12 protein-coding genes are annotated in these 12,619 nt (G+C 72.5%); 6 read left to right on the top strand and 6 right to left on the bottom strand.

All coding sequences use genetic code 11. The features are described 5' to 3' along the window. Window positions 1-75 precede the first annotated feature (75 nt). Together IEZ08_RS19665 and IEZ08_RS19660 are read right to left on the bottom strand one after the other, a co-directional pair. On the bottom strand, window positions 76-1,155 hold the full coding sequence (locus IEZ08_RS19665; protein ID WP_189242634.1) for a WD40/YVTN/BNR-like repeat-containing protein: 1,080 nt from the start codon (window positions 1,153-1,155) through the stop codon (window positions 76-78). 152 nt (window positions 1,156-1,307) lie between these two features. After that, complete coding sequence (locus IEZ08_RS19660) at window positions 1,308-2,423, bottom strand: globin domain-containing protein (RefSeq protein WP_068923467.1); 1,116 nt, start codon at window positions 2,421-2,423, stop codon at window positions 1,308-1,310. A gap of 530 nt (window positions 2,424-2,953) precedes the next feature. On the opposite strand from IEZ08_RS19660, the gene IEZ08_RS19655 reads away from it, so the two are divergent. The 3 genes from IEZ08_RS19655 to IEZ08_RS19645 all read left to right on the top strand — a co-directional run bounded on the left by IEZ08_RS19655 (window position 2,954) and on the right by IEZ08_RS19645 (window position 5,543). After that, the gene (locus tag IEZ08_RS19655) at window positions 2,954-3,640 is read left to right on the top strand and encodes a gamma-glutamyl-gamma-aminobutyrate hydrolase family protein (protein ID WP_068923468.1); all 687 of its coding nucleotides are present in this window, start codon (window positions 2,954-2,956) and stop codon (window positions 3,638-3,640) included. 144 nt (window positions 3,641-3,784) lie between these two features. Beyond that, window positions 3,785-4,699: an alpha/beta hydrolase gene (locus tag IEZ08_RS19650; protein WP_068923469.1), complete on the top strand. Its 915-nt coding sequence runs from the start codon at window positions 3,785-3,787 to the stop codon at window positions 4,697-4,699. 61 nt (window positions 4,700-4,760) lie between these two features. Further along, the gene (locus IEZ08_RS19645) at window positions 4,761-5,543 is read left to right on the top strand and encodes an enoyl-CoA hydratase/isomerase family protein (RefSeq protein WP_068923470.1); all 783 of its coding nucleotides are present in this window, start codon (window positions 4,761-4,763) and stop codon (window positions 5,541-5,543) included. A 63-nt stretch (window positions 5,544-5,606) separates the two neighbouring features. Here IEZ08_RS19645 and IEZ08_RS19640 read toward each other — a convergent pair whose 3' ends face one another. Beyond that, window positions 5,607-6,068 (bottom strand): Lrp/AsnC family transcriptional regulator, encoded by a 462-nt coding sequence (locus tag IEZ08_RS19640; RefSeq protein WP_068923471.1) that lies wholly within the window; start codon window positions 6,066-6,068, stop codon window positions 5,607-5,609. Window positions 6,069-6,178: 110 nt separating this feature from the next. Here IEZ08_RS19640 and IEZ08_RS19635 point away from each other — a divergent pair, with 110 nt between their 5' ends. After that, on the top strand, window positions 6,179-7,459 hold the full coding sequence (locus IEZ08_RS19635; RefSeq protein ID WP_084780080.1) for an APC family permease: 1,281 nt from the start codon (window positions 6,179-6,181) through the stop codon (window positions 7,457-7,459). Between the two features lie 13 nt (window positions 7,460-7,472). Here IEZ08_RS19635 and IEZ08_RS19630 read toward each other — a convergent pair whose 3' ends face one another. The 3 genes from IEZ08_RS19630 to IEZ08_RS19620 form a co-directional block, all read right to left on the bottom strand. Beyond that, window positions 7,473-7,889 (bottom strand): SRPBCC family protein, encoded by a 417-nt coding sequence (locus IEZ08_RS19630; protein WP_068923472.1) that lies wholly within the window; start codon window positions 7,887-7,889, stop codon window positions 7,473-7,475. A 78-nt stretch (window positions 7,890-7,967) separates the two neighbouring features. Beyond that, on the bottom strand, window positions 7,968-9,149 hold the full coding sequence (locus IEZ08_RS19625) for an acyl-CoA dehydrogenase family protein (RefSeq protein ID WP_068928787.1): 1,182 nt from the start codon (window positions 9,147-9,149) through the stop codon (window positions 7,968-7,970). A 90-nt stretch (window positions 9,150-9,239) separates the two neighbouring features. Further along, window positions 9,240-9,830 (bottom strand): class I SAM-dependent methyltransferase, encoded by a 591-nt coding sequence (locus IEZ08_RS19620; protein ID WP_068923473.1) that lies wholly within the window; start codon window positions 9,828-9,830, stop codon window positions 9,240-9,242. 344 nt (window positions 9,831-10,174) lie between these two features. Here IEZ08_RS19620 and IEZ08_RS19615 point away from each other — a divergent pair, with 344 nt between their 5' ends. Continuing rightward, window positions 10,175-11,908 carry a sensor histidine kinase gene (locus tag IEZ08_RS19615; RefSeq protein ID WP_084780081.1) on the top strand — a complete coding sequence of 578 codons (1,734 nt, stop codon included), beginning with the start codon at window positions 10,175-10,177 and terminating at the stop codon, window positions 11,906-11,908. Then, the gene (locus tag IEZ08_RS19610; protein ID WP_068928788.1) at window positions 11,905-12,606 is read left to right on the top strand and encodes a response regulator; all 702 of its coding nucleotides are present in this window, start codon (window positions 11,905-11,907) and stop codon (window positions 12,604-12,606) included. The genes IEZ08_RS19615 and IEZ08_RS19610 overlap by 4 nt, the downstream gene beginning before the upstream one ends. Window positions 12,607-12,619 lie beyond the last annotated feature (13 nt).

Genomic DNA, 12,619 nt, shown 5'->3' with positions numbered 1-12,619 from the left:
AGAGCCCCGGGGACCGGACGGTCTCCGGTTCCCGGGGGCGGGAGGCGCGCCCGATCGGCGGTCGGGACGGTGGGGTCAGAGCAGCGCCGCGCGGACGCTCAGCACGTCGGGCAGGTGCCGGGCGATCAGGGACCAGGTCTCGCCGTCGTCGCGGGAGCCGTACACCTCGCCGTCGCGGGTGCCGAAGAAGACACCGGCGGAAGAGGCGGTCATCGCGTCGCGCAGCACGCTGGCGTGGACCGGGTCCTCGGGCAGGCCCCTGCTCAGCGCCTGCCAGGATCCGCCCGCGTCGTCGCTGCGGAAGACCCGGCAGCGGTGGTCGACGGGGGTGCGGTCCATGTCGGCCTGGAGCGGGAAGACGTAGACCGTGTCGGGCCGGTCGGGGTGGACGGCGATGGGGAAGCCGAAGTCGGAGGGGAGGGAGTCGCCGATCGAGGTCCAGCACCCGCCGAAGTCGTCGCTGCGGTAGACGCCGAAGTGGTGCTGGAGGAAGAGCCGCTCCGGCCGGGACGGGTGCACGGCGACCTTGTGGACGCACTGGCCGAACTCCGGATACTGAGACCCCTCGGGCAGGAACGGCGCGCGGATCCCCCGGTTGGCGGCCTCCCAGGAGGCGCCCGCGTCGGTGCTGCGGTAGAAGCCGCCGGTGGAGACGGCGACCCCGATGGTCTTCGGGTCGGTCGGATGGGGCAGCACGGTGTGCATGCAGAGCCCGCCGCCGCCGGGCTGCCACTGGGCGCGGTGCGGGTGGTTCCACAACCCCTCGACCAGGGAGTATGTGGCGCCCCGGTCTTCGGAGCGGAACAGCGCGCCCGGCTCGGTGCCGGCCCAGACCACGTCCGGCTCGCTCGGGGAGGGCGTCAGCTGCCAGACGCGGGTCAGCGCCGCGCCGGTCTCCTCGGGGAAGGCGACGGGAGGTCTGTCGGCCTCCTGCCAGGTGGCGCCGAGGTCGTCCGACCACATCACGGAGGGGCCGAAGTGGCCGTACTCGATCCCGGCCAGGAGACGGGGCGCGGCGCCCCGGGTGTCGATGGCCACCGAGGGGACCCCGATGGTGGAGAAATGGACCGGCTCGACCTCGAACGGGCCGCCGCCGGTGGAGCGGGCAAGGAACAGGCCTTTGCGGGTGCCGACCGCAAGAAGTGCGTCGCGCATGCTCTTCTCCCTTCAATCCGGCTCCCCATGGTTTCACGGCGTCGCATGTTTCGCACGCATTACCTGATACGTGGCGCGTGTTCGAACGATTCTTCGGTAGAGGATCGGGGGAGGGGGCCCGATATCTGATTCGGGGAGGGGCCCGATACCTGTCAGAGTTCGCCCAATGCGATATCCCTGCGAATGTTGGCCAGCGGGACCCCGCTCCACAGGAGCCGGCGGACCGTCTCGTTGACCATGGGGGCGGGGCCGCAGACGTAGACGTCGTGCTCGGCCCACGAGTGGAAGCGTTCCATGACCTCGGGGACCCGGCCGCGCATCCCGTCGTACCCGGGGTCGTCAGAGACGACGGGGAGCACTCGCAGCCAGGGGAAGCTCGACTCCATCCGGATCAGGTCCGGCAGGTCGTAGAGCTCCTCCCGGCGGCGGGCGCCGTACAGCAGATGGATGTTGGGCCGCCGGCCCGAGGAGATCACGTGCTCGATGATGGCCTTGAGCGGGGCCAGCCCGGTGCCGCCGGCCACGCACAACATGTCGCGGCCGGTGTCGGAGGGGGTCATCATGCCGACCGGGGGGCCGAGCATGACGGTGTCGCCGATCCGGGTGTGGTCGACCAGTGCGGTGGAGACCCAGCCGCCCGGGATGGACCGCACGTGCAGGCGGACGGTGTTGTCCGCGCGCGGCGCGTTGGCGATGGAGAAGGTGCGCCAGACGCGGGGCCAGCGTGCGGTCTGCACGTTGACGTACTGCCCCGGCAGGTACGGCATCCGCTGGCTGGGCCGCAGGGTGATCACCGCGATGTCCCGGGTGCGGCGTTCGTGGTCGATCACCTCGGCCAGCCACCAGGCGGGGGAGACCCCGGCGTCGGCCTCGGCGGCCTCGATCATGGCGTTGGCGGCGGCGGTGTAGGCGGAGACCCAGGCCGTCTCGATCTCGGAGTTCCAGATCTCGGCGGCGAAGCGCCTGACCGTCGCCAGCAGGGCGTTTCCGATGGCGGTGTAGTGTTCGGCGATCACTCCGTACTTGCGATGGTCGCGGCCGAGCTGCCCGAGGTACGCCGCCAGGCCGTCCGGGCTGTCGAGGCTCCAGACGATCCTGGTCAGCGCGCCGAACAGGCGGTCGCGCTGGACGTCCATGGCCGGCGGGAACATTCCCCGCAGATGGGGGCTCTCCGCGAACAGGCGGCCGTAGAAGTATGCCGCGGCCTTGTCCGCGACGGGCTCGATGACGGCGAAGCTCTCCTTGACGAGATGCGGATTCAAAGACATATACCAGAACCCACCTAATTGGCTGGGTGATGCCCAGCCTAGAAGATCCACCTCCCTGACGGCTCCGGGTGATGAGCATCCGGTAGTCCCGGCTCACCGGAACGCTCGAATTTGAGTCTTCCATCACTATCTGAGCGTCACAACCGATTCCCTCCAATATGGTGCGGGATCGAACTCTCTGTAGCACCTCGATGATTTTCTGTAATCAGAACTCCGGGATGCGATTTGATAAGTGAATATAAATCGCATTCGGGTCAACGGTGAGATTTATCCCGTTCTGAAAACCGTTGTCGCGGTCGGTGGCGGCCGTCCTCGTCGTCCCGGTCCCGTACCGGCGACGGCGGCCGAACCGGCATCGATGACGCAACCTCGCCCCGGTGCCGATCGGGGTCGGTTCCCGACGAGACGACACTGATACTTGGGATACGTGACATGGGGGAAATGGCGTACGCCATTATGGGATTGCTACTGGAGGGAGGGGTGCCGCCGGCACGGGTGGCACGACCTTGCGCACGGCCCCTGGAGATCGCATGTCCCGTCCCCTGATCGGTATCACCGCTTACCTCGAAGCCGCCCGGTGGGGCAACTGGGTCCGGGAGGCCGTCCTCTCCCCTCCGGCGTACGCCCGCGCGGTCGAGAAGGCGGGCGGCGCCCCCGTCCTGCTGCCGCCGCTCGGCCCGTCCGCGACCGGTGACTACGTGCGCGGACTGTCCGGCCTCATCCTGGCCGGCGGCGTCGAGCTCGACCCCGGCCTGTACGGCGCCCCCCGCGAGGAGCGGGCCGAGGAGCCCCAGGCCCACCGCGACCGCTCCGAACTGGCCCTGGCCCGCGCGGCCGTGGAGTCCGACCTGCCGCTGCTGGCCGTCGCCCGGGGCATGCACGTCCTCAACGTCTCCCAGGGCGGCTCCCTGATCCCGTGGCTGCCCGACGTGGTCGACCACGACCGGCACGCGGAGGGCGGGCGCGCCCACGACATCCAGATCAGCGTCTCCAGCAAGCTGGGCAAGGCGCTCGGCGACCGCGTCGAGGTGACGGCGCCGCACCGGCAGGCCGTCAAGAGGCTCGGCGCCGGCCTGCTCGCCGTCGCCTGGGCCGACGACCAGATCGTGGAGGGCATCGAGCTCCAGGGCCACCGGTTCTGCGTCGGCGTCCAGTGGCATCCCGAGCGGGAGCCGGACAACCGGCTCGTCGAGGCGCTGGTCGAGGCCGCCCGCTGACCACGGCGTCCGGGCGCGGAGTGTCCTCCGGCTGCGGCGTCCGGGCGCAGGACGTCCTCCGGCCGCCGTGTTCGGGCGCGGGGTGTCCTCCGGCCGGGGAGCGGGCCCGCTGACCTGGGCGCCTGCGACGGGTATCGTGCGATCATGGCGCTGCACCCCCAGGCCGAGGCCTACCTGAAACTGTTCCCCACCGATCTCGGCACGCCGCTGTCCGAGCTCACCCCCGAGGCGATCGCCCGGATGCGGACCCTGGACGGGTTCGCCGAGCAGCGCGGCCCGGCCGTGCCGCTGCCGGTCGTGCGGGACGACACCGCCGGCGGCGTGCCGGTCCGGATCTACCGGCCCGAGGAGGACGGACGCCCGCTGCCCGCGATCGTCTACTTCCACGGCGGCGGGTGGGTCTTCGGCAGCGTCGCCCGCAACGACGCCCTCGCCCGCGACCTGGCCGCGCGCAACGGCGCGGTGGTCGTCTCGGTGGACTACCGGCTCGCCCCCGAGCACCCCTTCCCGGCCGCGGCCGACGACGCGTGGACCGCGGTCCGGGACGTCTTCGCCCGTCCCGGGGCGTACGGCGCCGACCCGGAGCGGATCGCGGTGTGCGGCGACAGCGCGGGCGGGAACGTCGCGGCCGTCGCCGCCTGGCTGGCCAGGGACGCCGGGCTCCGCCTGGCCCACCAGGTCCTGGTCTACCCGGTGCTCGACGTGGCGATGGACACCCCGAGCTACCGCGCCTACGCCACCGGGTTCGGGCTCGGCGCCGACGAGATGGCCTGGTTCGTCGCGCAGTACGGCGGAGACCCGGCCGACCCCCGGCTGGCCCCGCTCCGCCTGGCCGACAAGGCGGGCCTGGCCCCCGCCACGGTGATCACCGCCGAGTGCGACCCGCTGTGCGACGAGGGCGAGAGTTACGCCGCCCGGCTCGCCGAGGCCGGGGTCCCGGTGGAGCTGCGGCGCTACGCCGGCGCCGTCCACGGCTTCTTCGGCCTGCCCGGCTTCTTCGACCAGGCGATCGAGGCGCGCGAGTACGCCGCCGCGCGGCTGAAGGAGGCGTTCGGGTGAGGAACGTTCACGCGAAGGGTGTCCGGGCGACGGGCGTCCGTCGGATGAGGGGTGGTGTCAGGTGAAGGGTTACGAGAAGCTGAAGGTCGACTGGGCGGCCGACGGGGTGCTCCGGATCGTGATCAGCGAACCACGCAGGCTGAACGCGGTGGACATGACCGGCCACCGCGAGCTGGCCGAGATCTGGCGCGAGGCGGACCGCGACGACGACGTGCGCGCCGTCGTCGTCCGGGGGGAGGGCGAGGCGTTCTCCGCGGGCGGCGACCTGTCGATGATCGAGGAGATGATGCGCGACCACGGCACGCGCATGCGCGTCTTCGCCGAGGCCCGCGACATCGTCTACAACGTGCTCAACTGCTCCAAGCCGATCGTCTCGGCGATCCAGGGCCCGGCGGTCGGCGCCGGGCTCGCGGTCGCCCTGCTGGCCGACATCTCGGTCGCCGGGCGGAACGCGAGGATCATCGACGGGCACACCCGGCTCGGCGTCGCGGCGGGCGATCACGCGGCGATCATCTGGCCGCTCCTGTGCGGTCTGGCCAAGGCCAAGTACCACCTGCTGCTGTGCGAGCCGGTGACCGGCGCGCAGGCCGAGGCGATGGGCCTGGTCAGCCTCTGCGTCGACGACGACCGGGTGCACGAGCGGGCGCTGGAGATCGCCTCCCGCCTGGCGGCGGGGTCGGCCGAGGCGATCCGCCTGACCAAGTACTCCCTGAACAACTGGCTCCGGCTGGCCGGACCGTCCTTCGACGCCTCGCTGGCCATGGAGTTCCTCGGCTTCACCGGGCCGGACGTGGCCGAGGGCCTGCAGGCCGTACGGGACAAGCGCCCGCCGCGTTTCACCTGACGACGGCCGGGCCGCCCGTGCCGGGACCGTCCCGGCGCGGGCGGCGGCGGCCGGAACCGTCTCTCAGGGGGCGGGCAGCCGGCCGACAACGGTCTTCTGCACCCGCTGGAAGATCACCGAGGTGCGGAACCCGGCGATCTCGCGGCGCTGGCTGAGCTCGTCGAGCAGGAAACCGTGGAGGTGCTCCAGGTCCTGTACGGCGACATGGAGCAGGAAGTCGTCGCCGCCCGCCAGCACGAACACGCTCAGCACCTGGGGCAGGCGGCTGACGGAGTCCTTGAACGTCTCGATCACGGTCCGGCTCAGCGGGCGGACCTGGACCGAGACCATCGCCTGGACCCCCCGGTTGAGCGCCGCGTGGTCGATGTCGGCGTGGTAGCCGCGGATCACACCCCGCCGGGTGAGCGCGCGCACCCGCTCCAGGCAGGTCGAGGGGGCGACGCCCAGGGCCCGGGCGAGCTCGCGGTTCGATTGCCGCGCATCCGTCTGGAGAAGCCGGATGATTTCCGCATCAAGTTCGTCCATGACGGTAATTCTGCCCTGATTGCAATCATTCGTTCGATAAGGAAACCATTCAAGCGATCAACTGGTTACCTTTCATCCCTGTCGCCGATCGATGCGGAGAAGGGTGGCCGATGTCGGGAACGACGTGCGAAACGGAGACCGGGTACCCCGGGACGGCCGGACCGGGGGCGCGGATCGGGACCGCGCAGGGGACGGCGCTGCTCCTGGGCGGGGTGCTCGGGCCGGGCGTGCTCGCCCTGCCGCACCTGGCCGCGTCCGCGGCCGGACCGGCCTCGATCGTGGCCTGGGTCGCGCTGCTGGCGCTCAGCGTGCCGGTCGGGCTGACCTTCGCCGCGCTGGGCGGGCGGTTCCCCGACGGCGGCGGGGCGGCGACGTTCGCCGCGCGGGCCTTCGGCCCCCGGACGTCGGCGGTGACCGGCTGGTGGTTCTACTTCGCGATCCCGGTCGGGGCGCCGGCCGGAGCCATGATCGGCGCCGGGTACGTCGCCCCCGCGCTGGGGCTCGGCGACACCGGGACGGTGGCGCTGACCTGCGGGCTGCTGGCCGCGGCGTTCGCCGCCAACCACGCCGGGCTGCGCTTCTCGGGAGGGGTGCAGCTGCTCCTGGCCGGGCTGCTCGCCGCGCTCCTGGTCGCCGCCGTCGCGGCGGCCCTGCCCGCCGTACGGCCCGGCAACTTCACGCCGTTCGCCCCGTACGGCTGGGAGGGGATCGCCCGGGCCGCCGGGGTGCTGTTCTTCGCCTTCGTCGGCTGGGAGGCGGCCAGCCACCTGTCGGCCGAGTTCGCCGACCCCCGCCGCCACCTGGCCCGCGCGACGGTCCTCACCCTGGCGGTCGTCGGCGTGCTCTACCTGGGGCTGGCCGTGGCCACGGTCGGCGTGCTCGGTCCCCGCGCGGCCACCTCGCCGGTCCCGCTCGCGCTGCTGCTGCAGGAGGGCGCCGGGAGCCTGGCCGGACCGGTCACCGCCGGGGCGGCGGTGCTGCTGAGCTTCGGCGCGATCAACACCTACATCGCCGGGGGCGCGCGGCTCGGCGCCGCGCTGGCCCGCGACGGGGCCCTGCCCGCCCCGCTGGCCCGCGGTGCGGCCCCCGGCCGGGTGCCGCACCGCAGCCTCGCCCTGCTGGCCGTGCTGTCCGGCGCGCTCACGGCCGCGGCCGTGGCCTCCGGGATCGGGCTCGACCCGCTCATGCGCGCCACCTCGGCCTGCCTGGCGGCGGTCACCGCGGTGGGGGTCGCCGCGGCGGCCCGGCTGCTGTCCGGAGCCGGGCGCCGGGTCGCCGTCGTGGCCACGGCCTTCACCGTGGTGCTGCTGGCCGCCTGCGGGCCGTACCTGCTGGTGCCCGCCGGGCTGGCGGCGGTCGGCATGCTGGTCACCCGGGGGAGGCGGAGGTGACCGGCGGGGAGCGTCAGAAGAGCTTGCGCAGGGCGGCCAAGCCGGGTTCGAAGACGCCGCGGGTGAAGATCTTGGTCATCCTCGCCTCGTCGTCGGAGGTGAAGGCGGCCGACCACTCGACGAAGGACTGGCCGCTGTCGGTGACCGGGGCGACCCGGTAGGTGGACCGGTAGTCGCGGACCGGCAGGGGGCACTCGACGATCTCGTAGGTCGCCGTCCGGGAGGCGTCGTCGAGGACGACCAGCCGCTCCCGGAACAGGCCTCCGGCACCCTCGACCCGCCGGATCGCGCCGGGCTCGGAGGTCCCGGCTCCCTCGATCTCGCAGCTGGTGACCCCGGGCAGCCACTCGGCCAGGTTGCCGAAGTCCCTCAGGTAGTCCCACACCTCGTCGGCCGGTGCGTTGATCACGGTGCTGGCGTAGGCGGACATGGACGCTCCTTCGCGTTCCTTCGCGTTCGCTTCCGGACCAGCCCATGGTCCGCCCGCCGGGCCCGCGGCGCAATCACCTCAGAAGCTCCGGGGCAGCCCGAGCACCTGGGTGGCGAGATAGTTGAGCAGCAGTTCCTCGGTGACCGGGGCGACCTTGCCGATGCGGGCGTCGGCCAGCAGGCGGGCGACCGGATACTCCAGGGAGTAGGCCATGCCGCCGTGGGTCTGGAAGGCGTGATCGGCCGCCTCCCAGGCCGCCTGGGAGGCGGTCAGCTTGGCGATGTTGGCCTCGGTCCCGCACGGCTGCTCGCGGTCGAAGAGCCAGGCGGCCTTGTAGAGCATCAGCCTGGCCAGCTCGATCTTGGCCTTGACCTGGGCGAGGGGGAAGGCGATGGCCTGGTTGGCGCCGATCGGGCGGCCGAAGACCTCACGCTCCCTGGCGTACTGCACGGCCACCTTCAGCGCCACCTCCGCGCCGCCGAGGGCGGAGGCGGCCAGCAGGATGCGCTCGGGGTTGAGGATGTCCCACAGCACCACGGCGCCCTGGTCGACCTCGCCGACGACGTTCGCGGCCGGCACCCGCAGGTCGTCGATGAAGACCATGTTCGACGGGGTGGTGTTGGCGCCCATCTTGGGGATCGGCTGGAAGGAGAGCTGCCCGGCGGCCACGGCCTCGGGCACGTTCACCAGCAGGACGGTCATGCCGTGGGTGCGCGGCCTGGCCTCGGCGGCCGGGACGGTACGGGTGACCAGGAGCATCCAGGTGGCGCGCTGCACCCCGGTGATCCAGATCTTCTGGCCCCTGACGACGAACTCGTCGCCGTCGCGCCGGGCGAAGGTGGAGATGCCCAGCGCGTTGGAACCGGCGTCCGGCTCGGTCAGGGCGAAGCAGGTCTCGATCTCGCCGGTGGCGAGCCCGGGCAGCAGCTCCGCGCGCTGTCGTGCGGTTCCGTGCCGGGCCAGGGTCATCGCGCCGAAGCCGGGGGTGAGGACGTAGGTGAACGCCGACCCGCCCGCGGAGCCGGACGCCGAGAGGGTCTCGGTGGCCACGGCCAGCTCCAGCAGTCCCTGGCCGCCTCCGCCGTACTCCTCCGGGACGGCCAGGCCCAGCCAGCCGCCCTTGGCCAGGTCCGCCCAGACCTCTTCCGGCCAGCGCTTCTCAGCCTCGCAACGCTGCCAGTAGTCGAGGTCGTAGCGGGAACAGATATCGGCGATGCCGCGCTGGACGGCGAGTGCGCTCTCCGGAAGCGTGAAGTCCACCCTGATCAACTCCAATCCCGTTGCACGCGCAATCGTAGAATGAAGTTCGGTTCTGGGGCGAGGGTTTCGGCGGACCCTTCCGGCGGGGGCCTACGGACGGGGCCGGCGCACGTGGTAGACGAAGGCCGGCGGAAGGTTGCCCCACACCGTGCGGCCCGTGACGACCTCCTCGAAGGAGTCGTGCAGGCGCCGCCGGAAGCGCCGCGCCGGAGGGAACGGCTTGGCGAAGCTGTAGGCGAAGGTGGTGAACGCGGAGTTCGGGCCCATGACCGCGGCGACCGCGTCGAGCAGGGAGGTCTGCGTTCTCTCGGAGAACGCGGCCCACGGGAGCCCGCTCACGATCACGTCGGCCTGGTCGAGTCCGCGCTCCCAGAGCAGCTGCGGCAGCTTCGCCGCGTCGGCGACCGTGACGTCCACCCCCGGATGGCGGGCGGAGAGGAAGTCCGCCAGCCTCGGGTTGATCTCGACCGCGAGGTGGTGCCCCCGCCCGCCCAGGCGCCGCTGGATCTCGGCGGTGAACGCGCCCGTGCCGGGACCGAGCTCGACGATCACGGGCTCGCCCCGCTGGGGAACCGGGGCGGTCACCGTCTCGGCGAGCCTGCGCGAGCTCGGCGCCACCGCCCCGGTGGTTCCCGGGGCGCGCATCCATTGCCCCAGGAAGAGCGTGGTGTCATTGGCCATGGAGTGAAGATTAAGGTCTCTTTTGCCGTTTACGACCCAGCCGTTTGGCCGATCTTCCGGCCACTAGGAGGAGGCGGCCCCTCCTGGGGAAGGATGGAGGCCCGTGCGGAGCGGGATACCTTTCGCCTATGAAGTCCCATGATCAGGCACCGGACGCGCAGCCTGTGCCGTCCTCCGATCGGATACGGGTCCCTCCCCCCTCCGGCCGGGCGCAGGCGGTGCCGCCCGCGCACTCCGCGGTCCGGGAACGAGACCGGGTCCGGGAGCGAGACCGGGTCCGGGAGCGAGACCGGGACGGGGAGCGAGACCGCGATCGGGACCGGGAGACGAGGCCGCGCCATCGGATGCCCGGCGGCCTCCTGGCGCTCGCCGGGGTCGCCCTCGGCCTGTTCGTCTCGGGCAAGACCGGAGGATCGATGCCCTGGCCGGCCATGATCGGCCTGTCGTTGCTGGCGGGGCTTCCCATGGGGTTCGTTCTGCACCGGCCGCTGGCGGTCTGCGTCTACCAGTCGGGACTGCTGATCCTCTGCGACATGGCCGGCTTCTTCGCGGCCGACAACACCGTGCAGACCCTGATCCCGCTCGCCGTGGGGGTTCTGGCCTATCGAGGCACATGGTGGCGGATCGTGCTCGGCGCGGTGCTGGCCGGGGCCGCCACCGCCGTCAACCTCGCCGATCCGGGGGTCGCGTTCACGACCGGCACCTGGTACTTCCCCACCGGGATGGCCGTCATCCCGGTCATCGTCGGCCGCTACCTGCGCAACCCCATCGAGCCCGTGGCCGGCGGCGGGCGCCGGCCCGTCCTCGACCTGCTCCTGGCCGGCGGCGGGGTGGCCTTCATGGTCCTGGACACCTGGACGAAGTGGAGCGACGGCCCGTGGCCGGTCTGGGCGGTGGGCTGGTTCGTGATCGGCTGCGGGCTCACCGCCGGGCTGGTCCGCAGACTCCCGGGTACGGCGTTCGCCCTGCAGGGCATGCTGGTGCTCCTGGCCGGCCCGGACGCGGGGTTCGCCGCGAACTCGCTCCAGGGACTCTTCCTGGTGACCCTCGGCGTGTTCGCCACGCGGGCCTCGTGGTCCTGGACCGCCGTCGCCTACCTCCTGGCCACCGCGGTGACCGCCCTGAACATCGTCGGTGACGAGATGTCGGAGGTGACCCCGACGCGGATCGCCGCGCTGCTGGCCATGGTGGCCGCGCCGATCATCATCGGCCGCTACCTCGGTGTCCGCAAGGACGCCGCCGACCTGCAACTGGCCATGGCCGAGGAGGCCCGGCAGCTGTCCGCCGAACGCGCCCGCGCCGACCTGCTGGCCGAGCGTGAGCGGATCGCCCGCGACGTCCACGACATCGTGGCCCACCACGTCGGCGCCATGGTGCTGCGGGCCGGCGCCGCCCAGTACGCCGCGCCGTCGGGACCGGTCGCCGAGGCGCTCTCCGACATCCGCGCCACCGGGCACCAGGTCCTGGAGGACCTGCGCGGCCTGCTCAACGTGCTCCGCGACCCCGAACTGGCCCACCTTCCGGTCGCCGCACCCGAGGAGGTGGTCCGCGACGCGGTGGAGCGGATGAACGCCGCCGGCCTCAGGGCCGAGCTCCGCGCCACTCCCGAGGCCGAGCTCGTCCCCCTGGTGACCCGCGCCTCGGCCGCCAGGATCGTCCAGGAGGGCCTGACCAACGTGCTCAAGCACTCGGGCCCGGGCACCTCGGCGCTGGTGGAGCTGAGAGTCACCGAGGACGCGCTCGAGGTGGACGTGCTCAGCGGCCCGCCGCCCGGTGACGCGCCCGGAGCGGACACGGAACCCCGGGGAGGGCTCCGCGACGCGCTGCCCTCCTCGGGACAGGGCATCGCGGGCATGCGCGAGCGCGCCCGCGCGCTGGGCGGGGACCTGTCCGCGGGACCCGACGGGGCCGGGGGATGGCGGCTGGCCGCGACGCTTCCACTTGAGCGAGCCGGTCACTCGTGTGGTATGACACCGCAGCGCAGGATCCTGCCTTGGCGGCGGGAGGAGGAGAAAGGGGAGTCCGTGGGGGAGCAGAACGGGCCGGGGGCCGCGCAGCCGGCGGAGTGGCTCCGGTGATCCGGGTCGTCGTCGCCGACGACCAGGCTCTGGTACGCGCGGGTGTGCGGATGCTGCTCGAGGCCGCGGGGGAGATGGAGGTGTGCGGCGAGGCGGTCGACGGGACCCAGGCCGTGCAACTGGCGGAACGGCTCCGCCCCGACGTGCTGCTGATGGACCTGCGCATGCCGAGGACGGACGGGCTGGAGGCCACCCGGCGGATCCTCGGCGCCTGGCCCGCCGCACGGATCGTGATCCTCACCACCTTCGCCGAAGATGAGAACGTCTACGCCGCCCTGCGCGCCGGGGCGATCGGGTTCCTGGTCAAGGACGACGAGCCGGAACGGATGGTCGACGCCGTGCGCCGGGCCGCGGCCGGGGAGCCGCTGCTGGCCCCCTCGGTGCTGCGCCGCGTGGTGGAACGTGCCCTGGCCGCCGAGGAGCAGGAGGCCCCGCGGGTCCCGGCCGGGCTCACCGAGCGGGAACTGGAGGTGCTGGCCCTGGTCGGGACGGGGCTGTCCAACGCCGAGATCGCCGATGCCCTGCACGTCGGCGTCACCACCGTCAAGACCCACGTCTCCACCGCCATGGAGAAGCTGGGGCTGCGCAATCGCATCCAGGCGGCGGTGGTCGCCCATCGGATCGGGCTGGTCGACGCGGGGTTCCGGCCGGTACGAAATCCCCCGAGGGGCGGACCGGGAGGTCAGCCCGCAGGCTGACGACGCGGCGGGC

It is taken from the genome of Planobispora rosea, from assembly GCF_014648175.1.
Classification (GTDB): domain Bacteria; phylum Actinomycetota; class Actinomycetes; order Streptosporangiales; family Streptosporangiaceae; genus Planobispora; species Planobispora rosea.
The sequence above is the reverse complement of the archived record's forward strand: the minus strand, read 5'-3'. Positions and strand labels throughout refer to the sequence as shown.

Bases quoted from the DNA above. Each gene is read 5' to 3' on its own strand.
- IEZ08_RS19665 (WP_189242634.1), bottom strand. From the start codon at position 1,155: ATGCGCGACGCACTTCTTGCGGTCGGCACCCGCAAAGGCCTGTTCCTT.
- IEZ08_RS19660 (WP_068923467.1), bottom strand. From the start codon at position 2,423: ATGTCTTTGAATCCGCATCTCGTCAAGGAGAGCTTCGCCGTCATCGAG.
- IEZ08_RS19655 (WP_068923468.1), top strand. From the start codon at position 2,954: ATGTCCCGTCCCCTGATCGGTATCACCGCTTACCTCGAAGCCGCCCGG.
- IEZ08_RS19650 (WP_068923469.1), top strand. From the start codon at position 3,785: ATGGCGCTGCACCCCCAGGCCGAGGCCTACCTGAAACTGTTCCCCACC.
- IEZ08_RS19640 (WP_068923471.1), bottom strand. From the start codon at position 6,068: ATGGACGAACTTGATGCGGAAATCATCCGGCTTCTCCAGACGGATGCG.
- IEZ08_RS19635 (WP_084780080.1), top strand. From the start codon at position 6,179: ATGTCGGGAACGACGTGCGAAACGGAGACCGGGTACCCCGGGACGGCC.
- IEZ08_RS19630 (WP_068923472.1), bottom strand. From the start codon at position 7,889: ATGTCCGCCTACGCCAGCACCGTGATCAACGCACCGGCCGACGAGGTG.
- IEZ08_RS19620 (WP_068923473.1), bottom strand. From the start codon at position 9,830: ATGGCCAATGACACCACGCTCTTCCTGGGGCAATGGATGCGCGCCCCG.
- IEZ08_RS19615 (WP_084780081.1), top strand. From the start codon at position 10,175: ATGCCCGGCGGCCTCCTGGCGCTCGCCGGGGTCGCCCTCGGCCTGTTC.